Source organism: Kitasatospora sp. NPDC057965 (assembly GCF_042887135.1).
GTDB lineage: Bacteria > Actinomycetota > Actinomycetes > Streptomycetales > Streptomycetaceae > Kitasatospora.
Window position 1 is genome coordinate 141,268 of the sequence record NZ_JBHVPZ010000006.1, and the last position, 23,810, is coordinate 165,077.

Consider the following 23,810-nt stretch of genomic DNA (forward strand, 5'->3'; position numbering starts at 1 on the left):
CCGTGACCTCACCGTTCCGCGACGACGCCGCCCTCGCCCCGCCGGCCGGCTGCCCCGCCCACCGGGCCGGCGACCCCGGCGGCCGGGACCGGGCCCGCTTCGACGCGCCCGTCCCGCCCGGCTCGCTCGGCTCGCTCGACGACCTCGGCCCCGACGAGCCCGGCCTCGACGAGCTGCCCGTCGCGGGGCTCCGCCGGCTCTACGGGCCCGCGGCCGAGACGGACCCGGCGGGCCTGTACGAGCAGCTGCGCGCCGAGTACGGCGAGGTGGCGCCCGTCCTGCTGCACGGCGACCTCCCGGCCTGGCTGGTCCTCGGCCACTCCGCGAACCTCACGGTGATGCGCACGCCCTCGCGCTTCTCCCGGGACTCGCGCCGCTGGTCGGCGTTCGAGGAGGGCCGGGTCCCGACGAACTCCCCGCTGATGCCCGTCATCGCCTGGCAGCCGCTCTGCGTCTTCGCCGACGGCGCGGAGCACCGCCGGCTGCGCGGAGCCGTCACCGACGGTCTGAACGGCACCGACCGGCGCGGGGTCCGCCGCTTCGTCACCCGCTACACCGCCGAACTGGTCGACGGGTTCGGCGCGCGCGGCCGGGCCGATCTGGTGAGCCGGTTCGCCGAGCACCTGCCGATGCTGGTGATGACCCAGCTGGTCGGCATGCCCGAGGAGTACGGGCCGCGGCTGGTCGAGGCGGCCCGCGACCTCATGAAGGGCACCGAGACGGCGATCGCCAGCAACGACCACGTGGTCGCCGCGCTGCGCCGCACCGTCGAGCGCAAGCGCAACGACCCCGGGCCCGACCTGTGCACCCGGCTGATGCAGCACCCGGCCGGACTCACCGACGAGGAGGTGCTGGAGCACCTGCGGGTCGTCCTGCTGGCGGCGAACGAGACCACCGTCAACCTGATCGCGGATACCCTGAAGATGATCCTCACCGACGAGCGGTTCCGCGAGCACCTGTCGGGCGGTCACATGACCGTGCCGGACGCGCTGGACCAGGTGCTGTGGGACGCCCCGCCGATGTCGCTGGTGGCCGGACGGTGGGCGACCGGGGACACCGTGCTCGGCGGCCGGCGGATCAGGTCCGGTGACATGCTGCTGCTCGGCCTCGCCGCCGGGAACGTCGACCCGGTGGTGCGGCCCGATGTGACGAAGCCGCTGCACGGCAACCGCTCCCACCTGTCCTTCGGCAGCGGCCCGCACGAGTGCCCCGGTCAGGACATCGGCCGGGCCATCGCGGAGTCCGGGATCGACTGCCTGCTCACCCTGCTGCCGGACCTGCGCCTCGCCGTCCCCGAGTCGGAGCTGGCCTGGACCTCGGCCTGGCTGTCGCGCCATCTGGTCGAGCTGCCGGTGGAGTTCACGCCCCCCGATCAGCAGCCGGGCGCGATGGCGTACGGCAGGGACGCCGCGGCGCCGGTGCCGGCCACCCCGCCCGCCGAGCCGCGTGCGGTGGAGCCGGTCGAGGTGGTGGGGGCCGACGACGGGGACGAGGCGGGAGGGACGGACGGGACGGACGGGACGGACGCGGTGCCGGCGGTTCCCGGGCCGCAGCGCGGGTGGTGGGACTCCCTCACCGGATGGCTGCGGCGCTGAGCGCGGTACCGGGGACACCCCCGGTGGGCGCGCCCCCGGTGCGGGGACGGCGGGCGCGGCTAGAGTCGGCCCGGACCCGCCGACCACCGCGCGGCGCCGACCGTCGAAGGGTGTCCCCGTGTCCCTGGTTCGCGTCCACAACCTCTCCCTCTCGCTCGACGGCTACGGCACGGGCGAGGGCCAGAGCCTGGAAGCCCCGTTCGGCCACGCGGGCGACCGGCTGCACCGCTGGTTCTTCCCCACCCGGACCTTCCACACCATTCTCGGCAAGGAGGGCGGCGACACCGGCGTCGAGGACGCCGTCGCGCGCACCTGGAGCGACGGCATCGGCGCCGAGATCATGGGCCGCAACAAGTTCGGCCCGCAGCGCGGCCCCTGGCAGGAGTACGAGTGGAAGGGCTGGTGGGGGCCCAATCCGCCGTTCCACACCCCGGTGTTCGTCATGACCCACCACCCCAGGCCCAGCGTGGAGATGGCGGGCGGCACCACCTTCCACTTCGTCGACGGCTCCCCGCACGAGGTGCTGGCCCAGGCCCGGGAGGCCGCCGCGGGCCTGGACGTCCGCATCGGCGGCGGCCCGACCACCGTCCGCGCCTTCCTCGCCGCCGACCTGGTCGACCACCTGCACATCGCCGTGGTCCCGATCCTGCTCGGCCGCGGCGAGCGCCTCTGGGACGGCCTCGAAGGCCTGGAGGAGCGCTTCCGCGTCGAGTCCTTCACCGCCCCGAGCGGCGTCACCCACCTGACCTTCAGCCGCCACCCGGCCTGACGACGACAGCCACCGGGCCGGGTCGGCCACAGCTCGGGCCGACCCGGCCGGGGCCTCGCGCGGGGCACCCGGGTCAGCGCGCGTCCTCCAGGAGGAAGTCGAGCAGGATCTGCCGGCTGGTCTGGGAGGTGAGGCTGCCGTAGGCGTCGTCGAAGGCGTGCTCGGCGAAGGGCAGTTCCCTGACCTCGGTCCGGACGCCCTGCTCCTTGAGCGCGTCGCCGAAGGCCGTGACGGTTCCGGGGCGGGCGCTGCGGTCGCGGTCACCGACCACGAGCAGGGTGCGGGGCAGGCCGGCGCGGATGTCGGAGGTCGGGGACACCTCGCGGTAGCGGTCCGGGTACTGCTGCGGGGTGCCGCCGGTGAACATCTCCGCCGCCTCGCGGGTTCCGGCCACGTCCTCCTCCCACATCCCGGCGACGTCGGTGCCGGGGTAGAAGCCGATCACCGAGGCCGGGGGCGTGGGAGTGGCGCCCTCGGCGGCCTTGATCGTGCCGTTCTGGAGGCGGTAGGCGGTGTTCATCGCCAGGGTGCCGCCCGCCGACATGCCGCCGAGCGAGATCCGCGAGCCGTCGATGCCGTACGTGTCGGCGTTGCGCTGCACCCAGCTCAGGGCGGAGACGAGGTCCTGGGGTGCCTTGTCCCAGGTGGGGCGGTCGGGTGCAGCCAGGCGGTAGTCGACGGCGAAGACGGCGACACCGTGGTCGGCGAGCCAGCGGCCGGTGCCGCGCAGGTCGCTCTTGTCGAAGGTGTGGAAGCCACCGGCGTGGGCGAGCACGACGGCCGGGGTCCGCTTGCCCGGGGTCTTCGCCAGCATCAGCAGCACGATCACCGTGAAGTACCAGGGCCCGATCCCGTCACCGGCCGCCTGCAGCCCCAGCAGCAGCGCGGCGCTCAGCAGCACCGTCGCGGCCATCACCCGGGGCGGATTGCGCAGCGCGACCAGGAACAGCAGCCCGGTGTGCACGGCCCACGCCCACCCCGTGTACGGCCGGAAGGCCGGGTCCAGGGAGAGCACCGGCAGCAGCACCAGCGACAGCCACCAGGCCGGCAGCGGTCGGAACAGCGCCGGCAGGAGCAGGGCGGCGTGGATCACCCCGACGGGCCTCAGGAGGATGTCCTCGGTGGCGGAGACGGCCGCGAACACCGCCAGCGCGGCGACCGCGAGCTGCGGCAGCCACCTCAGCGGTCGCGGCCCGCCCATCGGCGGCATGGGCTGCGGGGCCAGCGTGAGCATGTCCTTCCGCAGGGTGTTCGGCGCTTCGCGCGCCCTGCCCTGCTCAGCCCTTTCCATGTGATCAGTATTGCCCGGTTCGTCCCCCGGTCGGCCGCGGCCGGCGCTGCCGGCGCTCCGGACCCTCCCGGTGCGTCTTTCGGTTCGTTCTCTCCAGCCGTTCATTTGGACACCACGCTACGGAGCGGACCCGCCGGTGCGCCTCACCCTGCGGAGCCGTCCTCCGGCCGGCTCTCAGGTATGAGGACGCAGCGCCGGGCCCGCCGGTCCTACTCGGCGAGGTGGGGCTCCAGGACGGCGAGCAGCTCGGTGGGGGCGTCGACCGGGACGAGGTGGCCGGCCGTGGGGAACTCGACCAGGGTGGCGCCGGGGATGGCGGCGGCGTAGCGGCGGGCGATGTCCCGGAAGTCGGGGACGTCGAGGGCGCCGGCACCGACCAGGGCGGGAACGGTGATGGTGGCGAGGTCGCCGGTGGCCACGCCCCGGGAGTGCTCGCCGACGACGGCCTGGTTGGCCAAGGACGTCCGCAGCGGGTCGCGCAGGCGGTCGGCGGTGCCGGGCGCGACCTCGTCCCAGGAGCGGGCCGGGCCGCGCACCCACATGTCCAGGTTGATGCGGACGGCGGCGTCGAGGTCACCCGCGGCCAGGGCCGCCGTCTCGGCCTCGTCGTAGGCGATCATCTCGGCCGACCACGGGTAGCGCGGCCACGGTGCGGCGAGCACGGCCAGCGAGTGGACCCGTTCGGGGTAGGTGAGGGTGAAGTCCACGGCCACCCGGCCGCCCCAGGAGTTGCCGACCAGGCGGACGCGCTGGTGGCCGAGGTGGTCCAGGAGGCGGCGCAGGTCGTCGCTCTCGCGGAACGGTCCGGCCGGGGGCGCGGACTCGCCGAAGCCACGGAGGTCGTACCGGATGACGGTGTACCGCCGCGCGAGTACGGGGACGACCGCGTCCCACATGCGGTGGTCGGCGATGCCGGCGTGCACGAGCACCACGGGCGGACCGTCACCGGAGACGACGTAGGAGAGGTGGCCGAGGTCGTCGGCGAGGGTGATCATCCGCAGATGGTCGCAGCGGACGGGCGCACGCGCCACCCCTTGATGATCATCACGGTGCCGTCCGGTGCGCCCCCGCCCGCCCGGGTGCGCCCCGGACGGGACGGCCCGTGAGGTTTACCGTTCCCTCCGGGGTGCCATATCCGAGGCTGCGAGCCCGATCCGGCGGTCGGCCGGACCGGGCCGACCGAGGGAGGGGACACCCGTATGACAGACACCCACCGGTCCGCGCTGCGGTACACCGCCGACATCACCGCGGAGGACATCGACGGCCTGGCCGGGTTCATCGGCCGCCGGATCGTGCTGCTGCGCGCGGCGGCCGGCGCGCCGGGGAGCGAGGAGGAGCGGGTCGGGGACGCGCTGTCCCGGACGGTGGCGGCCCTGACCCGCAGCGCGCGGGAGGTGCTCTGCGCGCTCACCGCCCTGGCCGCGGCCACCGCGGCGGCGGCCGGGGCGGCGGAGGAGACCGGGGCCGCGGCGGAGGCCGCGCCGGGGCCGGGCGACCGGGCCCGGTCCGGCGACGGCGCGGTGGAGGAGCTGATGATCCGGCTCAGCACGCTGTGGCGCTACCTGCTGACGGCCGCCGAGGCGTGGAGCCACCTGCCGGACTACGACGTGGCGCGCTGGCGGCTCGACAACCACCTCGACGCCGAGCACGAGGCCCGGGCCCGCTGGCTGGCGGCCGGCGAGGCCTGGTAGCGGCGCGGGACCGGCCCCGGCCCGGGTGGGCGGGGCCGGCCACGGGAGCGGTGGGACGACGGCGGTCAGTTGTCCCAGGGGTTGGCGGCCTGGTCGTTGATGTTCACCCAGAAGCGGACGTTCTTGGGCAGGTTGCCGTTGGCCCAGAACGTCCAGCCGCCGGTCTGCGAGTAGTTGGGGCCGTAGTGCCCGTCGTGGAACTCGGCCTGCCGCCAGTTGCGGCCGAACTGCTGGCGGCAGATGGTGTTGGCCGCCTCCGGGCTGGTCAGCTCCGTCCCCTTCACCGGACGGCTGATCTCCACCTCGCCCAGGGACCAGCCGTTGTAGAAGCCGATGACGATCCCGGGCGGGGCCGGCCGGTTGTCCTGGTTGAGGCAGAGCACCGGCAGCGAGTAGTAGGCCGGGGTGTCACCGTTGTACGGGTCGCTCGCGGTGCCGCCGGGGCCGCCGACCTGGATGGCGTAGCCCGCACCGTAGTTGAGGAGCTCCCAGGTCAAGCCGGGGTGGTTGGCCGTGGTGGTGGCCTGCGCGGCCGGAGCGGCGGTCAGCGGGGCGAGGGCGGCCACGGCGGTCGCGGCCGCGACGGCGGCGAAGCGCTTGATGCGGTTCATCGGTCTGTTCCTCCAGGGAACTCCGGGGCGGGGGTGATCACGGCGCCGTTCCCCTGCGGGGCCGGCACACACCGACCCTCTCAACCGCTCGCACGATTCTGGCATGATCTAGTCATCAGATCGTCACCAAACGCGACGGTCCGACAGCGGTGTGCAGGACCCTGGGGAGGGGAAGCGCATGGAGTTCGCGATTCTGGGACCGCTGGAAGTCCGGACCGGCGGGGGCGAGCGGGTCCGGCTGGGAGGCGTACGGCAGGAGCGGCTGCTCGCCGCCCTGCTCCTCAACGCGGGCGGCGCCGTACCGGTGGCCCGGCTGGTGGACGCGGTCTGGGACGAGCACCCGCCCGCCACCGCCGACCGCCAGGTGCGCAACCTGGCCGGGCTGCTGCGCCGCGGCTTCCGGCAGGCCGACCCGGCCGGGCCGCCCGCGCTGCTCACCGACGGACGCGGCTACCGCATCCGGCTCGACGGACACCGGCTGGACGCCCGGACCTTCGCCGACGCGGTCGCCCGCTCCCGCCGGACGGCCGCCGCCGGACAGCCCGCCGCGGCGGTGGAGGAACTGCGCGAGGCCCTGGCACTGTGGCGCGGGCCCGTGCTCGACGGACTGGCGGGGCAGTCGATCGCCGCGGGCGCCGTACCGCTGGACGAACTGCGGCTCACCGCCTGGGAGGAGTGCCTCGACCTGGAGGCCGGGCTCGGCCGGCACCGGGCGAGCGTCCCCGAACTCACCGCACTGGTCACCGACCACCCGCTGCGGGAGCGGTTCGTCGGGCAGCTGATGCGGGCGCTGCACGCCTGCGGGCGCACCGCCGACGCGCTGACCGCGCACCGGCGCTTCACCACCCGGCTGGCGGAGGAGCTGGGGCTCGACCCGAGCCCGGAACTGCGGCGGCTGCACCTGGAGTTGCTCAGCACCGAGGCGGTCCGCGAGGACGCGCCGGATCCGCACCGGGCGGACGGGCCGCGCCGCGCCCCGGCGTCGGACGTCCCTCCCCCGGCGCCCCGGGCCACGCCGCCCCGGCCCGCCCAACTGCCGCCCCCGCTCGCCACCTTCACCGGACGGGACGGCGAACTCGCCGGCCTCGACGCCTTCGCCGACGCCGCCGTGCCGCCGGCCGCCCCGTCCGGCGCCACGCCCGCCGCACCCGCCGCGCCCGCCGCCCGGATCTGCGCCGTCTCCGGCAGCGCCGGGATCGGCAAGAGCACCCTGGTCGTCCAGTGGGCGCACCGGCGGCGCGAACACTTCCCCGGCGGCCAGCTCTACGCCGACCTGCACGGCTTCTCCGCCGAACCGCCGCTGCCGCCGCACGCCGTGCTGGCCCGCTTCCTGCGCGCCCTCGGAGTGCCCGGCGAGCAGGTGCCGAGCGTCCCCGAGGAGGCCGCCGCGCTCTACCGCTCCCTGCTGGCCGGCCAGCGGGTCCTGGTCGTCCTGGACAACGCGCGCAGCGCGGAACAGGTCCGGCCGCTGCTCCCGGGCGCGCCGGAGTGCCTGACCGTGGTCACCAGCCGCTCCGGGCTGGCCGGGCTGACCGCCCGGGACGGCGCCCGTCCGCTGGCCCTGGACCTGATGCCGGCGCGCGACGCCGTCGCCCTGCTGGACCGCGTCATCGGCGGCCGGCGGGCCCGGTCCGAGCCGGCCGCCGTCGCCGAACTCGCCGCCGTCTGCGGCCGGTTGCCGCTCGCTCTGGCCATCGCGGCCAGCCGGCTCGCCGAACGCCCCGGGCGCACCGTCGCCGACCACGTCGCCGAACTGCGCGACACCGGCGACCGGCTCACCGCCCTGGCGATCGACGGCGACGCCACCTCGGCGGTCCGCGCCGCACTCGACCTCTCCTACCGCGCCCTGCCCGCCACCGCCCGCACCCTGTTCCGGCTGCTGTCGCTCGCCCCCGGCCCCGGCCTGTCCACGGCGGCCGCCGCCGCGCTCTGCGGCGAACGCGCCGCCGTCGTGCGCCCCGTCCTGGAACAGCTCACCACCGCCCACCTGCTCACCCACGAGGGCGAGGACCGCTACCGGCTGCACGACCTGCTGCGCCTGTACGCCGCCGAGCGTGCCGAGGCCGAGACCGGCCGGGCGGTGCGCACCGCCGCCCGCGAACGGCTCGGCACCTGGTACCTGCACCACGCCGACGCCGCCGCCCGGCTGCTCACCCCGCACCGCCGGCGGATCCCGCTCGCCCCGCCCGGGCCGTGGTACGAACCGCCCGCGTTCGGCACCGCCGCCGAGGCCCAGCGGTGGTGCGAGAGCGAGCACACCCACGTCCTGGCCGTGGTGCGCGCCGCCGCCGGGCACGGCCCCGACGACCTGGCCTGGCGGCTGCCGGTGGTCCTGTGGAGCTACTACTTCACCAGCCCGCACCTGGACGACCGGGAGGAGGCGGCCCGCCTCGCGGTGGCGGCGGCCGAGCGGTCCGGCGACCGCTACGGCGAGGGCCACGCCCGCAACGACCTCGCCACGGCGCTCGGCGCGCTCGGCCGGCACGACGAGACGCTCGCCGAACTCCGGCTCTCCCGTGCCCTGTTCGCCTCGATCGGGGACCGCGACGGCGAGGCCGATGTGATCGGCCACCTGGGCGACCACTGTCTCAGCACCGGCGCCTACGGTCAGGCGCGGCTGTACTACCAGGGGGCGCTGGCGTTGCTCCGGGCGCAGCCGGAGGACCGGCGGGACGACTGGGCGATCCGGGTGTGCGAGACCAACATCGGGGTCACCGCGATGCTGGCGGGCCGGGGCCGGGAGGCGGGCGAGTACCTGCACCGGGCGCTGGACCGCCACCGCTCCACCGGGGACCCGGTGCTGGAGGGCATCACGCTCTACCACCTGGGGGACCACCACCGTCGGCTGGACCATCCCGAGCAGGCGGCGGAGCGGCTGCGGCAGGCCCTCGCGGTGATCGACGGGACGACCGGCAACCCTCGGCTGCGGGCCGACGTGCTGGCGGCGCTGGCCGCGCTGGGCGAGCGGGCCGAGCCCGCGGAGCCGCCCGGGGCGGCGGGGCGGGAACGGTGCTGACGGAGCGGGGCCGGCACTGAAGGGGTGGGGGCGGTACTGAAGGGGTGGGGGCGGCATTGAAGGGGCCGGGGCGGTCTTGACGAAACGGTCCATGAAAAGGTGTTCTGTACCACGGAGTCGGCCGGCCGGCGCCCGCGCCGTCCCGGTGGAGGTATAGCCCGGGGCTGTACCCCCGGGTGACATCTCCCCCGTCGGCGGACGAGGCTCCTACGGTTTCCCGCAACCCCCACACCCCGAACGCGGGAGACCCCCATGCTCCGACGACCCGCCAGGGCCGCGTGCGCCGTCCTGGCCACCGCCGCCCTCGCGCTGACCGCACTTCAGGGCACCGCCGGTGCCGCCGCGAACCCCGCCTCCGGTCCGGTCGTCCGGGCCGCCGCCGCGGCCGCCGCGGCCGCACCGGAGACCCTCGGTGTGGCCGCCGCCACGCCCGAGGTGCTCGACGCGCTGCAGCGCGACCTCGGACTGACGGCCGGCCAGGCGCGGTCCCGGATAGCCAACGAGGCACGGGCCGGAGCCCGGGCCGGGGCGCTCGCCCAGAGCCTGGGCGGCAGCTGGGCCGGCTCCTGGGTGGAGGGCGCCGACGCGGCCACGCTGGCCGTCGCCACCACCCGGGCCGCCGACACCGCGACGATCCGCGCCGCCGGCGCCCGGCCGGTGCTCGTGGCCCGCCCGCTGGCCGCGTTGGAGGGCGCGCTCGCCGCGCTCGACCGGGCCGCCGAGCGCGGCGCCGCGGCCCGGACCGACGCGCTCGCCGCCGCGGTGCGCTACGTCGACGTGCGCGGCAACACCGTGGTGGTGCAGGCCACCGACCCGGCCGCGGCCGAGCGGCTGGTCGCCGCCGCCGGGGTGGACCGGGCGGGCGTCCGGGTGGAGGCGGTGGCCGAGGCCCCGCGCCCGCTCTACGACCTGCGCGGCGGCGACGCCTACTACATCGACAACAGCAGCCGCTGCTCGATCGGCTTCCCGATCACCCAGGGAAGCACCCAGGGCTTCGTCAGCGCGGGCCACTGCGGCCGCGCGGGCTCCAGCACGACCGGGTCCAACCGGGTCTCCCAGGGCACCTTCCAGGCCTCGATCTTCCCGGGCAACGACATGTCCTGGGTCGCCACCAACAGCGGCTGGACGGCGACCCCGTACGTGAACAGCGCGTCCGGAGCGGTGAGCGGCTCGGTGCTCCAGCAGGTCGGCGCCTCGGTCTGCCGCTCCGGCTCCACCACCGGCTGGCACTGCGGGACCATCCAGCAGCACGGCACCAGCGTCACCTACCAGGAGGGCACCGTCTCCGGCGTGACCCGCACCAATGTGTGCGCCGAGCCCGGTGACTCGGGCGGCTCGTTCATCTCCGGCACGCAGGCGCAGGGCGTGACCTCGGGCGGCACCGGCAACTGCTCGCAGGGTGGCACCACGTACTTCCAGCCGGTCAACCCGATCCTGCAGGGCTACGGCCTGACGCTCAAGACGGACTCCCAGGGCCCCGGCCCCGGCGGCCCGGGCAACCCCGGCGGCACCTGGGCGGCCGGCACTGTCTACCAGGCCGGTGACACGGTGACCTACGGCAGCACCACCTACCGCTGCCTCCAGGGCCACCAGGCGCAGGTCGGCTGGGAGCCGCCGAACGCGCCGGCGCTCTGGCAGGCCGTCTGATCCCCGGCGGACGGCGGGGTGGCCGTACGGCTGCCCCGCCCGCAGCAACACGGCGCGACGGCCGGCCGCGGCTGTGAGACCTTGGACGGGGGCGAACCACCAAGGAGGCCCGATGTCCTCGAAGCGTCGCCGCAAGAAGAGGGCCCGCCGCAAAGGCGCCAACCACGGCAAGCGGCCGCAGTGCTGAACCGGCGCTGAGCCGTCGGTCGCCGCGCCGGTCCGGGCGTCCGGACCGGCGCGGCGGCGTTCACGCTTCGGGCGCGTAGGAGAGGCTCGCCATGGGCGCGCGAACGCTCCAGCCGAGCGCCGTGTACAACGCCCGCCCTTCGGGGGTGCCGACCAGGATGCCGGTGGCGGCCCCGCCCCGGTACCCGGCGTCCTGGAGGGTCCGCATCACCAGCGAGCCGAGCCCCCGACGGCGGTGCCCGGGGTCGGTCTCGATCTGGTCGGCGACGGCGGTCGCCCCGGTGACGGCGAGCTGGCCGCGGGCGGCGAACCGGCCGTCCCCGGTGCGGACCAGCACCCGGACCACGCCGCCGCGCCACCAGCTGGTGAGGGTGTATCCGGCCGGCACCGCCGGGCTCCCGGCGGCGAGCGGCACGGTCATCAGGTAGCCGGGCACGTCGTGGTGCCAGCCGGGGCCGAGCCAGGGCCGGACGGTGTCGTCGTCGGCGAAGAGCTTCAGCCAGGTGCCCGGCGCGGTGGTGGCCGCGACCAGCTTCCGGACGTCGGCCTCGGTGGGCTCCGGAAGGACGTGCCGGGCCACCTGACGCGGCTGCCCGACGTCGATGCTCCAGCCCCACGGCTCGTCCACCGGATCGGCCGCGCCCCGCGACACGATCCAGCCCCCGACCCATTCCCGCACCAGCTCGTTGACGGTGGGCTCGTCCACCCGCCACCCCCTGTAATAGCCACATACCGATATGGCATATTACTCGACCGGGCGACGGCCGCGCCGGAGGGCGGCCGCGGCGGGCGGTCACCAGCGGCGCCAGGCCTGCTCGTCGGGGTCGAGGCCGCGCACCGCCGCGCGGACGGCGGGAAGCGCATCACGGGTCGCCGGCGCATCACGGGTAGTCGGCGCCCCGGCCGCGTCGGCGCCGGACGTGACGGCGATCGTCGGCGCCTGGAGGAAGTCCGCGTCCTCGGTGGAGGCGAAGGCCCCCTGCCACTGCGTCGGCGAGGTGCTGAACCAGGCCCGGAAGTACAGCGCGTCGGCCTGCCCGAGCCGCTGCCAGGCCCGGTCCGGGAGCCGGTAGCCGGCGCAGCGCAGGAACGGGGAGTCCAGCCAGCTCGCGTAGACGTTGTCCGGCGTCCGGTCGCCCTGGTGCGCCTGGCGCTGGAAGAGCCGCGGATCGGTCGCCACCTCGACGGCGTAGTACAGCTGGTTGCCGCCGGAGGTGAGGTCCAGGGCGAAGACCGGCGGCGGGCCGGACCGGACAGCGGTGACCGGGCCGGTGATGGACGGCGTCCCGGCGGGCCGGGTCGGTGCCTGCCGCTGCGCCGCCCGGACGGCCGCGTAGGCGTCCACCTGGCCGAACCGTAGTCCGGGCTGTGGCCGTCCGGGCCGTAGCCCGAGCCGATCGTCCGGGCGGTGTCGCGCAGCAGGCCGCGCACGTCGTCCGCCGTCAGCCGGGGGCTGACCGAGAGGACCAGGGCGGCGATGCCCGCCACCACGGGAGCCGCCGCCGACGTGCCGCCGAAGGAGTCGGTGTAGTCGGCGTCGACGCCTTCGCTGCCGTCGTTGTAACCGGCGCTGCCGGTGCGGTCGGTCGTGATGACGGCGTGCTCGCCGAGCGCCGCGGCCCCGCTGGAGGGGGCGCAGATCCAGATGGCGTTGCCGTGGTCGCTGCACCAGGCGCGGCGCGCCCGGTCGGTGGTGGCGCCGATCGCCATGACGTCAGGGTTGCAGGAGTACCCGTCGGTGTCGACGGCCTCGTTGCCGTTGCCGGCCGCCCAGCAGATCGGGATGCCCTTTCCACCCCGCCCCTGCTGGGCGCAGTAGGCCGTCGCGGCCTCGGTGCTGCCGGGCAGCGGCACGTACCCGCTCCGGCCGTCCGGCGGACCCCAGCTGCAGCTGATCACGTCGGCACCGTTGTCCGCCGCCCACTGGAACATCCGGGCCTCGTCGGCCGAGCCCAGGAAGTCGGGGAACCGGGCCAGCATGAGGGTGCACTCGGGGCCGCGCCGGCGGCGCGCAGGCCCCGGGCCGTGGCGACGCCCGCGCAGGCGGTGCCGTGGTTCTCGAAGTCCGACTTCGGCGACGCGTCCGCCGTGTGGCTCGCGAAGTCGTACTGCGGGCCCAGCTTTCCGGCGAACTCGGGGTGGCCGGCCTCGGTCCCGTCGTCGAGCACGGCGATCCCGTTGGTCTGCATGGCGATCCTGACCCGCAGGCCGGCCAGCTCCCGGCGGGCCTCGGTGCACCAGCGGTCGAAGAGCGCGGCTCCGATCAGGCAGGGCTCCCCGCCGTGGAAGGAGAGCGTGACCGAGCGCTGGCCGCTGCGCTCGGCGTGACGGCGGATCCGCTCGATCGTCGCGGAGAAGACCACCTGCGACATCGTCTTCGGGCCCGCCGCCAGCGTCTGGTCGGCCAGGTTGAACTCGTAGCAGTACGTGCAGTCCAGGTTGCACCGCCCGGCCACCTTGAGGATGACCAGGCCCAACGGGGATGCGGACGTGGCAGGGCTCACCTGCGGCGCTTCGTGGGTGGTCGGGGTGCTCATCGTCCGCGCCCTACGCGCTGGCCGGCGGCGGGCCGGCGGGGCCCGCGGCACCCGCGGATCCGCCGGCGCTGTCCGACGGCTTGGCCGGTCCGGCCGCACCGGTCGCGGGCCGCGTCGCGCTCGCCTTCAGTTCCGCCTCGATGACCGGCCGCAGCGCGTCCGCCACCCGGGCTTCGAGCGAACCGCCTCCTGCTACGCCGCTACTACTGTGCGACTGGTGGTGATCCGCCTCCTCCGAACTCACCTCCCGCACCGAGGCCGTCAACTTGCCCCCGCCACCACCACCGCTGCTGCTGTGCGACTGATCGTGAACAGCCTCCTCGCCGCCCACATCCCGCACCGTCGCCGTCAACTTGCCCCCACCGCCACCACCACTGCCCCCACCACCGCTACTGCTGGCGGAAGGTCCCCCGTTCGGAACCCGGCCGCCGATCTGAACGGCGTAGCCACCGCCGCCGGCGCAGGTCGAGGCGGTCCAGGCCGCCCGCTGGTTCGAGGCCGCGCGCGGCTGCTGCGGGTCCACCTGGCCTTTCGCGGAGGAGTACGACATCGCCCAACGGCAGCTGCGGGGCAACCTGCCGCAGGCCTTCGTACACGCGATGATGCTGGAGTGCGCGGCCGGACCGGCCGCGCCGCCGTCCTGACGGATCCGCACCAGCACGGAGGCACACCATGACCGTCCCGCTCCCCGACCTCACCGGCGACTACGTGCTCGACCCCGCCCACACCCGGATCGGCTTCGTCGCCCGCCACGCCATGGTGACCAAGGTCCGGGGCTCGTTCACGGCCTTCGAGGGCACCGCCCACCTGGACGGCGGTGACCCTGCCCGCTCGGCCGGCCAGGTGACCATCAAGTCCGAGAGCATCGAGACCGGCGTCGAACAGCGCGACCAGCACCTGCGCACCAACGACTTCCTCGACGCCCCCACCTACCCCGAGATCACCTTCCGCAGCACCTCGGTCGAGCAGCGCTCCGACAGCGACTTCCGGGTCACCGGCGACCTCACCATCAAGGAGACCACCCGCCCGGTCACCATCGACTTCGAGTACACCGGCAACGCCGTCGACCCGTACGGCAACCTGCGCGTGGGCCTGGAGGGCTCGGTGACGATCAGCCGCAAGCAGTTCGGCATCACCTGGAACGCGGCCCTGGAGGGCGGGGGCGTCCTGGTCGGCGACAAGGTCGTCCTGGAGTTCGACATCTCCGCGATCAAGCAGGTCTGAGCCGGGTCCGAGCCGGGGCTCCCCGGGCGAGGACGAGGCTGCCCACGATGCGGCGGGCAGCCCGGTGGCCGGCCGCGGTCTCGCCGTCGTGGGCGGCGAGGCCGCGCCACCCGGGCCTGGACGGCGTCGCCCGCGCAGGTGGCGGGCTTGGCGCGGACGACGAAGGCGTACAGTCCGGCTGAGCCGGGGTCGGTGTACATGGGTGGCTTCCCGTCAGGCACCACCGACATCGGGCGGTGGGAGCGGCCTCCGGCGCCCGCCGGGACCGTGGCATCAGGACGCGGCCGCGCGCGCCGCCTCCAGATCGGCCACCAGCCGCTTGACCCGCCGGTTGGTACCGCCCGAGCTGTGACCCGACATCATGTGCAGCTGGTCCGTCCCGCCGGAGGCCAGTACCAGTTCGGGGACGTCGGTCGAGTAGGTCCTGGTCTCCAGGACGGCCACCCGGACCTCCCGGATCTCCGCCCACGTGTAGGAGCGTGCCCCGAGCAGCCCGGAGTACCTCAGCCCGGCCGGCCCGTAGGAGACGCTGGACAGCGGCGCACGGAACGTCAGCACCGCACCCGGCACGCCGAGGATCAGGACCGGGATCAGGTGCTCCAGGTGTTCCACACCCGTACGGGACCACTTCGACACCAGGCCGGTCGCGATCACCACGGCGATCAGCAGGCACGCACCACCCATCACGAAGTAGGTGATCGACAAGGCCGTGCCCCTTCTCCGCGTCCTCATGTCCGCACTCCCCCTCCGCAGCACGCGGCATGCAACCCGGGTCCTGATCCGGGCCCGGGCGTGCCGCCACCGTTGGTGGACAAGCATACGAACGGTGGCCGCACCCGCCGTGAGCAGGGCCGCAGGCCGTCGGCCGGATCTGCGACGCGCCCGCACGGCCTCCACCGGGTGCCGGTCCCCGTCCCCTAGGGGTCGGGACGGCCCCCGCCGGGCCGACGGGCCCGGCGGGCGGGGGCGGCCGAGCCCGCTGTCCACCGCACCCGCGCGGCGGGCCCGGGTGCACACGGCACCCTCGGCGGCGGTCGGCTGACCGGTCGTCCACCCTGAGCGGTGATCGACCGGGGGCAGGACTCCGGCCCCAGGCCGGGGCGTCCGCCTACCTCTCAGGTCGGACCGGAAGCCCATCCCGGCGTCGGACGAGGGTCGCAGGTCCTGCTACGGAGACTGGAGGCAATCCGACACCGATCTGCACAGAGGACTGGCATGGTTCTGCGAGACGGACGAATGATCTCCGCGCTGACAGTCGGCGCGCTGACCACCGTGATGGCGGCGCTCACCCCCGCGACGGCGTTCGCGGCGGGGGATCCGCTCCAGCGGTACGCGCAGCAGGAACTCCGCTGGGAGCGCTGCGAGGAGGGCCGCCCGGCCGCGTTCGAGTGCGCGAAGGTCAAGGTGCCGCTGGACTACGCCGACCCCCGGGGCCGCACGATCGACCTCGCGGTGTCGCGGGTCGCGGCGGCCGACCCGAAGGAGCGGCACGGCGTGCTGCTGATGAACCCCGGGGGTCCGGGCGGTCCCGGACTGACCATGCCCGTGGAGATGGAGCCGCTGCTCCCGGCGGAGGTTCGCGAGCGGTTCGACCTGATCGGCTTCGACCCCCGCGGGGCCGGTCGGAGCACGCCGGTCGGCTGTGACCTGACGGACGACGAGCAGACCGGCCTCCACCCCTACAGCACGCGGACCTTCCCGAAGGACGTGGCCCGGGCCCGGTCGGTGGCCGACAAGTGCTGGGCCGAGGCCGGTGACCTGCTGCCGCACCTCACCACCCGCAACACGGCACGGGACATGGACGTCGTGCGGGCGGTCCTCGGGGAGCGGAGGATCTCCTACTTCGGGCACTCGTACGGCACCTATCTGGGCGCCGTCTACACGCAGATGTTCCCGCAGCGCTCGGACCGCTTCGTGCTCGACAGCGCCGTCGACCCCGCGCTCGTGTGGCGGGGATCGTTCCGGGGATGGGCCCCGGAGGCCGAACTCGCCTTCACCCGGTGGACCGAGTGGGCCGCCGCGCACGACGCCGTGTACGGGCTGGGCGCGACTCCGGCGGACGTCCGCCGGACGTACTGGGAGCTCATCGCGCGCGCCGACCGTACGCCCGTCCCGGCGGAGGGCGGGGCGCTCGACGGCGGCGCGATCCGTTCCGCCTACACCGATTTCGTCCACCTGGAGGCTGTGACGCCGTGGATCGTCGCGCTGAAGGCCGCGGCCGACGGGGGAACGCCCGCTCCGGCCACGGCGACCGCCGCGACGGCTGCGACGGCTGCGCCGACTGCGGGGCCCGGTGCCCGCACAGAGGCCGCCGGGGCGTTCACCGCAGACATTCCGGCGGACAACCCCTCAGCCGTCGCGTGGGCCGTCTACTGCGGCGACACCCGCAGCTGGCCGCGCGACCCCGAGCAGTACCGCCAGGACGTGGTCCGGGACCGCGCCAAGTACCCCCTGGCCGGTGACCTGGGGGCCAACATCCAGCCGTGCGCGTTCTGGAAGTCGCCGTCCCGCGAACCGGCCACCGTGGTGAACAACGACGTCGACGCACTGATCGTGCAGAACCGGTGGGACCCGCGGACGCCACTGGCCGCGGCCCAGGGCATGCGACGGGCACTGCACGGTTCGCGGATGATCACGGTGGCCGGCGGTGAGGGCCACGGCGTGGTGGTCAACGGTCCCTCCTGCGCGGATGCCACCGTCGCCCGGTACCTGACCACCGGCAGGCTGCCCGCCAAGGACGCGACCTGCGGCGGCCGGTGACCCGATCCGGAGATCCGGCGTCGACCGGTTCGTCGGGAACGACGAGGACGGTCAGCGGGGGTTGCAGACATGGGCGCCGGTGAGGTCGATGACGACCTTGCCGGGGCCGCCCGCGTAGTCGAACCGGCCGACGAGGTCGTCGCTGGAGGCGAAGAACAGCTCTCCGGTGACCCGGTGGACCACAGCACCTGGCCACCGTCACCGTCACCGGCCCCCATGGCGAACGAGGCGAACAGGCCGGTCTTCGGTTCGACCCCGGCGATGATCGAGTCCGGCGAGGTGGAAGCCAGGTTGGTGAGCGTCCACAGGTCGGCGCCACCACTCGGTGGACAAGCATACGAACGGTGGCCGCGCCGCCCGCGAGGAAGGCAGCGGGCCACCGGCGAGGTGCCGACCGGAGGGTCATCCGTGAACGCCGGTAGCCCGGTGCGCGGGGTTTGTGCGCTACCGGGCTACCGGGGCTGGTGCCGTGGTGGCGGTGTCAGCCCGCGAGGGTCTTGTCGAGGGCGTCGAGGCCGTCGGCGTAGATGCCGGTGAAGAGGTCGACGACCTCCTGGTCGGTGGCGTTGACGGGGTTGAAGCGGCCGGACCACTGGACCTCGGCGAGGTCGTCGCGGCCGGGGACGGTGTGGACGCGGATGGTGGAGACGTAGCCGTCGACCGGGAAGGGGGCCTGGAGGATGGCGTAGCTGTACTGGCGCTCGGTCTCGTTGAAGTCGACGAGGCGTTCGACGATCACCTCGCCCTCCAGGTTCTTCAGCTGTCGCACGCGGCCGCCCTGGGAGGCGACGCTCTCGGGGATGTAGGGGAGCCAGTCGGGGAGGGCGTCGAAGCCGCCGATGAGGTTCCAGACCTTCTCGGGGGTGGCGGGGACGGTGCGGCTGACGGAGGTGGAGGCCATGATCATTTCTCCTGTGTACTGCGGTGGGGGCGGTGTGCGGGGGTGGGGGGTGTGGCTCAGGCGCCGTGGGGCAGCGGGGCGGCGGGGCTGACGAGGCCGGCGGCGCGCAGGTCGGTCCAGAACGCGGCGGGGACGGTCTCGTTCAGTGCGGCGGTGTCCTCGGCGATGCGGCTGGGCCTGGTGGCGCCGGGGATGACGGCGGCGGAGACCGGGTGGGCGAGGGAGAACTGGAGGGCGGCGGCCTTGATGGAGACGCCGTGGCGGGCGGTGAGGTCCTTCAGCTTGGCGACCTTGTCGAGGATGTGCTGCGGGGCGGGCTGGTACTCGAAGTGGGTGCCGCCGGCGAGGACGCCGGAGCTGTAGGGGCCGCCGACGACCATGTCGACGTTCTGCTCCTGGGCGAGGGGCAGGAGGCGCTGGAGGGCGTGGTCGTGGTCGAGGAGGGTGTAGCGGCCGGCGAGCAGGAAGCCGTCGGGCTGCGGTTCGTCGAGGGCGAGGGTGAGCTCGATGGGTTCGGTCTTGTTGACGCCCAGGCCCCAGGCCTTGATGACGCCCTCGTCGCGCAGGCGGGACAGGACGCGGAAGGCGCCGGTGCGGGCCTCCTCGAACTTGCTCAGCCAGGCGTCGCCGTGGAAGTCCTGGGCGATGTCGTGGACCCAGACGATGTCCAGGCGGTCGGTGCGCAGGCGCTTGAGGCTGTCCTCGATGGAGCGCTCGGTGGCGTCGGCGGTCCACACGTGGAGGACCTTGTTGGGGTTGCCGTGTTCGAAGAGGCCGCCCTTCTCGCCGAGGTCGCGCTCGCCCTCCTCCACCTCGTCGAGGATGACGCGGCCGACCTTGGTGGACAGCACGTACTCCTCGCGCGGCTTGGTGGCGAGGACCTCGCCCAGGCGCTCCTCGGCCAGGCCGGCGCCGTAGAAGGGGGCGGTGTCGTAGTAGCGGACGCCCTGGTCCCAGGCGGCCTCGACGGTGGCGGCGGCCTCCTCGTCGGGGATCGCGCGGAACATGTTGCCCAGCGGGGCGGTGCCGAAGCCGAGCTTGCCGGGAAGGATCTTCTTCAGGGACATGACAGTACCTTTTCGATCAGCATTGCCGGGGACATGACGGCGTCCCGGGCACAGGGAATGAGGCGGGAAGGAGTGGATGCCTCAAGGGGTGGGCGGGGCGTTCCGGATAGATGCGGAAGCGCCTTACATGTGAAGACAATAGTTGCACACGCTGGCTAATGCAAGTGCTCGGCCGCGCACCACAGGCTCCGCCGATCAGGGAAGGATGGTGGGCAGGAGGCCGCCGTCGACTCCGAGCGCCCTGCCGGTGGTCGCCGAGGACTGCTCGGAGGCCACGTAGGTGATCATGCTGGCCACCTCGTGCGGCCGGATCAGCCGTCTGAGCAGGGACGCGGCCGCGCGGTTCTCGGCCAGGTAGCGCCGCTCCTGCTCGGCGGGGTCGTGGCCGGGATAGAGCTCCTCGAACATCGCCAGCACGCCGTCGCTCATCGTCGGCCCGGGCAGCACGCAGTTCACCGTGACACCGCTGCCGGCCACCTCCTGCGCCATGCCCCGAGACACGGCCAGCTGCGCGGTCTTGGTCACCCCGTACTGGACCATGTCGGGCGGCGTCTGGACGCCGGCCTCGCTGCTGACGAAGATCACGCGACCCCAGCCGCGCCCGACCATCCGTGGCGCGTAGTGGCGTGCCAGACGCACGCCGGAGAGCACGTTGACCTCGTAGAAACGCAGCCAGTCCTCGTCCGGGATCTCGAAGACCGGCTTGGTCTCGAAGACACCGGTGTTGTTGACCAGGATGTCGACGTCGGGCAGCTGCCGGATCAGCTCGGCCGTCCCCTCCGCCGTCCCGACGTCGGCCGCGATGCCGCGCCCGCCGACCCGCTCCGCCGTCTCGGCGACGCGCTCGGCATTGCGGCCGTTGACCACGACGTCGGCACCGGCGGCGGCCAGCGACTGCGCGGTGGCCGCGCCGATTCCGGCCGTCGACCCGGTGACCAGCGCGGTACGTCCACTGAGATCGATCTGCATCGGGCGAACACCTCTTCTCGGTGGGAGCGGCTCGCTGCGGGGCCGCTGCCGGGCCTGCCATCCAAAGCTCGTCGGACGCGGGCCGCCGAAGTCGGTGCCGCTGCCCCTGCGTCCGTGCGCCCCTCGCGACGGCCGGGCGCGGCCAAGCGCCCCGAAGCGCAGGACCGGGCCGGCAGGCTGGGCGGCTCCGGGCCGGCGGCGGACGCCCGACGGGCGTCCCGGGCGGCCAGAACAAGCATCGCCGCGACGGCGGCCGACTGCGTGGAACGTTGGCCCGCCCGGGTGATCTCGACGCGTTGCCGACGACGGCCCCTGGAGCGCGGAGGGCCGGCGCCCCGGGGCCGCGACTCCCCGGGGCGCCGGCCCTCCGGGACCGTGGTCGGGGTCAGCGTGCCCGCGGCCGCTCGGCAGGGGCGTTCCAGTCCGGCAGCTGTGCGCCGGGCAGCGTGAAGGTGGCGAAGTCGGTGGTGCGGTTGAACGCCTCCAGTCGGTAGAGGTCGCGGGCGTACGCCCACAGGTGCGGGTACTCGGCCAGACCCGGGTTGATCGAGCGGTCGTGGTTGGACCTGGCGTCGTAGCGCACCAGCGTCACCCAGAGCCGCACGTCCGCCTCGGTGAGCCGGTCGCCCAGCAGGTAGCGGTGCTCGGCCAGCCGGACGTCCAGCTTCGCGAAGGCGTCCAGCAGCACGGCGCGGGCCGCGAGCCCGGCCTCGTCGGTGCCCGCCGCCGCGCCGACCCCGTGGTTGACCGCCAGGTGCAGTTCGGCGTCGAGCGCGTCGATCTCCGTGCGCAGGTCCTCCGGGTAGGTGTCGGCCCCGTTGCTCCACTCGCCGAACTGGGTCGCCAGGTCGATGCCGATGTGGGTGAAGTCGTTGCTGACCACCCGGCCGGTGTGCCGGTCCCAGAGCGTCGGCACCGAGACGTGCCCGTCGAAGCCGGGCTCGGTCCGGTCGTAGGCCTCGCGCAGCAGGGTGAAGCCGTTGACCGGGTCCGGGCCGTGGGTCTCGCGGAACGCCCAGCCCCGGCCGTCGCGCTCGCCGTCCACGTACGAGACCGAGACGACGTCCTCCAGCCCGTTCAGCGCGAGCTGGATGGTGACGCGCTGCGCCCAGGGGCAGAACCAGCCCGCGTAGACGTGGTACCGGCCGGGCTCGGCCTTGAAGCCGCTGCTGCCGTCGGCGGTGATCCGTCCGGTGAAGCGGTAGAGCGGGCGCTCGTCGCCCGGGGCCCTGGTGATCCGGTACTCGCCGTGGGCGGCGGTGTCGACGGGGCCGGCGTACACCGCCTTCGGGACGTCGCTCCCGGCCCCGGGATCGGTGTGCTGGAGGGTCTCACTCATGGCTGGCTCCTTGGAGGTGAAGGCATGGTGGTGCGGCGGGAGCACGCGCGCCGGGCACCGTGTTCGTCCACCCCCGTGCGTGGACGCGGTGAGGGCGGGCCGGGCGGACAGCCGGCGCGGGGCGGGCGCGAGTGCGCGTGGAGGCCGGGGCGCTACGGGCGACAGAGGCCGGTCGGCGAGCCGACGCCGTCGATCCAGCGCCGCCCCACGAGACGGGCGCCTCGACCGACGCTGCGGTCCCTCGGGGCCGACGGGCGGAACGCGGCCGCGCGCGACCGCGACGGGCGCCCGGAGGCCACCCGTCCGTCCCGCAGTCGGCGTACGTGCATCGCCCGTCCGTTCGTTCGCCCGTCGAAGATCCGGCAGCTGTGAAGGACCACCCTAGCGCTCGATCGGCCCCGCCCAGGGGCAGTTGCCCGTCCCGGTGCGAGAACGGCACGTCGCCCCCCGTGGCCGGCCGCTGGTGCCGATCCTCAATACTCCGTGGCCGTCCCGCCCGCCTACCGCGACAATCACCCCGTGGAAGAAGCCCCCGCCTCGCCGACGCCCGTCATCCTCGGCATCGACGACCTCCGCCCCCTGCCCCGGGCCACGCGGATCGCCCGCACCAGCCGTGAAGGCATCCGGCTCCTGGAAGAGCACCGCAACAGCTTCATCGACGAGCTGTGGCTCGACCACGATCTCGGCGGCGACGACACCGTCATGCCGGTGGTGACCCTCATGGAAGAGGCCGCCTTCGACGGACGGCCCTTTCGGATCGGAGCCGTCTTCGTGCACAGCGCCAACCCCATCGGTGCCGAAACCGTCGTCAGATCGCTCGCCCGCTGGCACTACCGTGTCCGGCGGGCGACGGCCCAGCACTCCGTCGGCGGATCGTGATCTTGATGCCCGGACGGCCTGCTGACGGCGTACTGATTCCGGATCGGGCCACGCGCTGGGCGCCGGCGCCCCCAGGGGAGCCGGCGCCCGAGGTCGGCGTCAGTAGATGAGTCAGTAGATGAGGATGTCCCAGTGGCTGCCCTCGTTGCAGTACAGGTTGCCCGAGGCGGCCTTCCACTGCGGGTAACCGTCGCTGCGGTTGCCGATGTAGGTGAAGCTGTTCTGGATGTAGCCGTCGATGCAGGAGTTGCGGGAGATGTCGACCTTGTAGCCGTTGTAGTGGCTGTAGGTGCCGGAGGCGTGGCCGACCTCCGTCCCGCCCGTGATGTTGATGGCGCAGCCGCTGGCCTGCTTGAGGGTGATGACGGCGCTCACCGTGCCCGAGTTGATCTGGTCGAACGAGGTGCAGGTGGAGTTGGACCTGGTGGTGCAGCCCCCGCTGGAGCTCCAGGTGATGCCGGCGCTGCTGAACTGACTGGCGGCCGTCGCCTGCGACAGCTTGGTACCGCTGGCGCCGGCCGTGGGCGCCGCGACGGCGAGGCCGGCCACGGCCAGGGCGACGACGGTGGCTGCGGTGCGTGGCTTCATCTGCATCTCCCGGTGAGAACGGTGTTCCTCCGAATCGACCCCTGCCCTCCCCTGCCACCCTCGGCGGGATCGAAGGGCAGGAAGTCCGGCGCCGGGCCTGCGGAACCGGCCCGGACGACGGGGTCGTACGCAGTGCTGTGACGCGGCAGTGCTCCGGCGCGAGGGCCGACCGATCGATCGGGCACCAGGATGACCCACCGTTGTCTATGCGGGTAGACCCCGGTCTGTGAATTTCGCGTGACGGGGAGCGACCTTCGACGCGTCGAAGGTCGCTCCAGGAGGTGCTCGTCAGGCCCCGGACCGGACGGCCTCGGGGCCGGTCCGGGTGCGGGCGGTGCGGAGCAGGGTGGACCCCCGGGACCTCGACGCCTGTTCGCCTCAGGCCTCGCCGGTGTCCTGGACGGCGTCGCGGCCGAGGTCGCGCGGCGGACCATCGCCGCCCGAGTGCCCGGTGCGGCGGACGGCCCGGGTCCGGGCCCTGCGGGCCGTGGCCATCAGCCACAGGCCGAGGCAGAACAGCAGCGCGAGCGCCAGTCCGGCGAGGAAGACGGCCAGGCTGTTGAGCGTCACCAGGTCGATGCCCAGGATGGTCACCTGGTACTCCGGTCCACCGGACAGGTTGTCGGCGATCAGCAGGCCGGTGAAGGCGCCGGTCACGGCGACGAGGAGGAGTCCGAACAGCAGCATGGCGGTGTCCCTTCGGTCCGGTCCCCCCTCGGGGTCAGGCCCCCTTCGCTGCG

At 74.2% G+C, this 23,810-nt stretch carries 23 protein-coding genes and 1 pseudogene; 8 read left to right on the forward strand and 16 right to left on the reverse strand.

Annotated features, from left to right (window positions below):
- Positions 1 to 2: 2 nt before the first annotated feature.
- Together ACFVVU_RS09680 and ACFVVU_RS09685 are read left to right on the forward strand one after the other, a co-directional pair.
- A complete protein-coding gene (locus ACFVVU_RS09680; protein ID WP_387788992.1) occupies positions 3 to 1,595 on the forward strand; it encodes a cytochrome P450 in 1,593 nt (530 codons plus the stop codon).
- A 118-nt stretch (positions 1,596 to 1,713) separates the two neighbouring features.
- Positions 1,714 to 2,364 (forward strand): dihydrofolate reductase family protein, encoded by a 651-nt coding sequence (locus ACFVVU_RS09685; RefSeq protein WP_380689239.1) that lies wholly within the window; start codon positions 1,714 to 1,716, stop codon positions 2,362 to 2,364.
- A 73-nt stretch (positions 2,365 to 2,437) separates the two neighbouring features.
- Here ACFVVU_RS09685 and ACFVVU_RS09690 read toward each other — a convergent pair whose 3' ends face one another.
- Positions 2,438 to 3,655 (reverse strand): alpha/beta hydrolase, encoded by a 1,218-nt coding sequence (locus ACFVVU_RS09690; protein WP_387788994.1) that lies wholly within the window; start codon positions 3,653 to 3,655, stop codon positions 2,438 to 2,440.
- A gap of 209 nt (positions 3,656 to 3,864) precedes the next feature.
- On the reverse strand, positions 3,865 to 4,686 hold the full coding sequence (locus ACFVVU_RS09695; protein ID WP_380686003.1) for an alpha/beta fold hydrolase: 822 nt from the start codon (positions 4,684 to 4,686) through the stop codon (positions 3,865 to 3,867).
- A 168-nt stretch (positions 4,687 to 4,854) separates the two neighbouring features.
- Here ACFVVU_RS09695 and ACFVVU_RS09700 point away from each other — a divergent pair, with 168 nt between their 5' ends.
- On the forward strand, positions 4,855 to 5,346 hold the full coding sequence (locus ACFVVU_RS09700; protein ID WP_387788996.1) for a hypothetical protein: 492 nt from the start codon (positions 4,855 to 4,857) through the stop codon (positions 5,344 to 5,346).
- Positions 5,347 to 5,411: 65 nt separating this feature from the next.
- Here the strand turns inward: ACFVVU_RS09700 and ACFVVU_RS09705 are convergent, their stop codons facing one another.
- The gene (locus ACFVVU_RS09705) at positions 5,412 to 5,957 is read right to left on the reverse strand and encodes a hypothetical protein (protein WP_380685999.1); all 546 of its coding nucleotides are present in this window, start codon (positions 5,955 to 5,957) and stop codon (positions 5,412 to 5,414) included.
- 178 nt (positions 5,958 to 6,135) lie between these two features.
- Here ACFVVU_RS09705 and ACFVVU_RS09710 point away from each other — a divergent pair, with 178 nt between their 5' ends.
- Both ACFVVU_RS09710 and ACFVVU_RS09715 read left to right on the forward strand, forming a co-directional pair.
- Positions 6,136 to 8,973 (forward strand): BTAD domain-containing putative transcriptional regulator, encoded by a 2,838-nt coding sequence (locus ACFVVU_RS09710; protein WP_387788997.1) that lies wholly within the window; start codon positions 6,136 to 6,138, stop codon positions 8,971 to 8,973.
- Between the two features lie 252 nt (positions 8,974 to 9,225).
- Complete coding sequence (locus ACFVVU_RS09715; RefSeq protein WP_387788998.1) at positions 9,226 to 10,620, forward strand: carbohydrate-binding protein; 1,395 nt, start codon at positions 9,226 to 9,228, stop codon at positions 10,618 to 10,620.
- Positions 10,621 to 10,867: 247 nt separating this feature from the next.
- Here the strand turns inward: ACFVVU_RS09715 and ACFVVU_RS09720 are convergent, their stop codons facing one another.
- The 5 genes and pseudogenes from ACFVVU_RS09720 to ACFVVU_RS09740 all read right to left on the reverse strand — a co-directional run bounded on the left by ACFVVU_RS09720 (position 10,868) and on the right by ACFVVU_RS09740 (position 14,004).
- Entirely contained in the window at positions 10,868 to 11,512 is a 645-nt protein-coding gene (locus tag ACFVVU_RS09720) for a GNAT family N-acetyltransferase (protein WP_380688803.1), read from the reverse strand.
- A gap of 87 nt (positions 11,513 to 11,599) precedes the next feature.
- A complete protein-coding gene (locus ACFVVU_RS09725) occupies positions 11,600 to 12,151 on the reverse strand; it encodes a hypothetical protein (protein ID WP_387789000.1) in 552 nt (183 codons plus the stop codon).
- A 113-nt stretch (positions 12,152 to 12,264) separates the two neighbouring features.
- Positions 12,265 to 12,786, reverse strand: a pseudogene (locus ACFVVU_RS09730) (S8 family serine peptidase); the annotation flags it as partial.
- A complete protein-coding gene (locus ACFVVU_RS09735; RefSeq protein WP_387789002.1) occupies positions 12,702 to 13,343 on the reverse strand; it encodes a S8 family serine peptidase in 642 nt (213 codons plus the stop codon). The pseudogene ACFVVU_RS09730 and the gene ACFVVU_RS09735, both read right to left, overlap by 85 nt.
- 10 nt (positions 13,344 to 13,353) lie before the next feature.
- Complete coding sequence (locus ACFVVU_RS09740; protein WP_387789004.1) at positions 13,354 to 14,004, reverse strand: hypothetical protein; 651 nt, start codon at positions 14,002 to 14,004, stop codon at positions 13,354 to 13,356.
- An 11-nt stretch (positions 14,005 to 14,015) separates the two neighbouring features.
- Between ACFVVU_RS09740 and ACFVVU_RS09745 the strand changes: the two genes are divergently transcribed.
- Complete coding sequence (locus ACFVVU_RS09745) at positions 14,016 to 14,567, forward strand: YceI family protein (protein WP_380688809.1); 552 nt, start codon at positions 14,016 to 14,018, stop codon at positions 14,565 to 14,567.
- A gap of 273 nt (positions 14,568 to 14,840) precedes the next feature.
- On the opposite strand, the gene ACFVVU_RS09750 is transcribed toward ACFVVU_RS09745, so the two are convergent.
- On the reverse strand, positions 14,841 to 15,272 hold the full coding sequence (locus ACFVVU_RS09750) for a hypothetical protein (RefSeq protein ID WP_380688811.1): 432 nt from the start codon (positions 15,270 to 15,272) through the stop codon (positions 14,841 to 14,843).
- A gap of 510 nt (positions 15,273 to 15,782) precedes the next feature.
- Here ACFVVU_RS09750 and ACFVVU_RS09755 point away from each other — a divergent pair.
- Positions 15,783 to 17,327: an alpha/beta hydrolase gene (locus ACFVVU_RS09755; protein ID WP_387789006.1), complete on the forward strand. Its 1,545-nt coding sequence runs from the start codon at positions 15,783 to 15,785 to the stop codon at positions 17,325 to 17,327.
- Between the two features lie 51 nt (positions 17,328 to 17,378).
- Here ACFVVU_RS09755 and ACFVVU_RS09760 read toward each other — a convergent pair whose 3' ends face one another.
- The 5 genes from ACFVVU_RS09760 to ACFVVU_RS09780 all read right to left on the reverse strand — a co-directional run bounded on the left by ACFVVU_RS09760 (position 17,379) and on the right by ACFVVU_RS09780 (position 21,603).
- Positions 17,379 to 17,510, reverse strand: a complete 132-nt coding sequence (locus ACFVVU_RS09760; RefSeq protein WP_387789213.1) for a hypothetical protein — start codon at positions 17,508 to 17,510, stop codon at positions 17,379 to 17,381.
- A 298-nt stretch (positions 17,511 to 17,808) separates the two neighbouring features.
- A complete protein-coding gene (locus ACFVVU_RS09765; protein WP_387789007.1) occupies positions 17,809 to 18,228 on the reverse strand; it encodes an SRPBCC family protein in 420 nt (139 codons plus the stop codon).
- A gap of 56 nt (positions 18,229 to 18,284) precedes the next feature.
- Entirely contained in the window at positions 18,285 to 19,295 is a 1,011-nt protein-coding gene (locus ACFVVU_RS09770) for an aldo/keto reductase (protein WP_387789008.1), read from the reverse strand.
- 195 nt (positions 19,296 to 19,490) lie between these two features.
- Positions 19,491 to 20,264 carry an SDR family NAD(P)-dependent oxidoreductase gene (locus tag ACFVVU_RS09775; RefSeq protein WP_387789010.1) on the reverse strand — a complete coding sequence of 258 codons (774 nt, stop codon included), beginning with the start codon at positions 20,262 to 20,264 and terminating at the stop codon, positions 19,491 to 19,493.
- 385 nt (positions 20,265 to 20,649) lie between these two features.
- On the reverse strand, positions 20,650 to 21,603 hold the full coding sequence (locus ACFVVU_RS09780; RefSeq protein WP_387789011.1) for a glutathione S-transferase C-terminal domain-containing protein: 954 nt from the start codon (positions 21,601 to 21,603) through the stop codon (positions 20,650 to 20,652).
- A gap of 483 nt (positions 21,604 to 22,086) precedes the next feature.
- On the opposite strand from ACFVVU_RS09780, the gene ACFVVU_RS09785 reads away from it, so the two are divergent.
- Positions 22,087 to 22,482 (forward strand): cyclic-phosphate processing receiver domain-containing protein, encoded by a 396-nt coding sequence (locus ACFVVU_RS09785; RefSeq protein ID WP_387789013.1) that lies wholly within the window; start codon positions 22,087 to 22,089, stop codon positions 22,480 to 22,482.
- Positions 22,483 to 22,593: 111 nt separating this feature from the next.
- On the opposite strand, the gene ACFVVU_RS09790 is transcribed toward ACFVVU_RS09785, so the two are convergent.
- Positions 22,594 to 23,076, reverse strand: a complete 483-nt coding sequence (locus tag ACFVVU_RS09790; RefSeq protein ID WP_380689144.1) for a hypothetical protein — start codon at positions 23,074 to 23,076, stop codon at positions 22,594 to 22,596.
- Between the two features lie 372 nt (positions 23,077 to 23,448).
- The gene (locus ACFVVU_RS09795; RefSeq protein ID WP_387789015.1) at positions 23,449 to 23,757 is read right to left on the reverse strand and encodes a hypothetical protein; all 309 of its coding nucleotides are present in this window, start codon (positions 23,755 to 23,757) and stop codon (positions 23,449 to 23,451) included.
- Between the last annotated feature and the right edge of the window lie 53 nt (positions 23,758 to 23,810).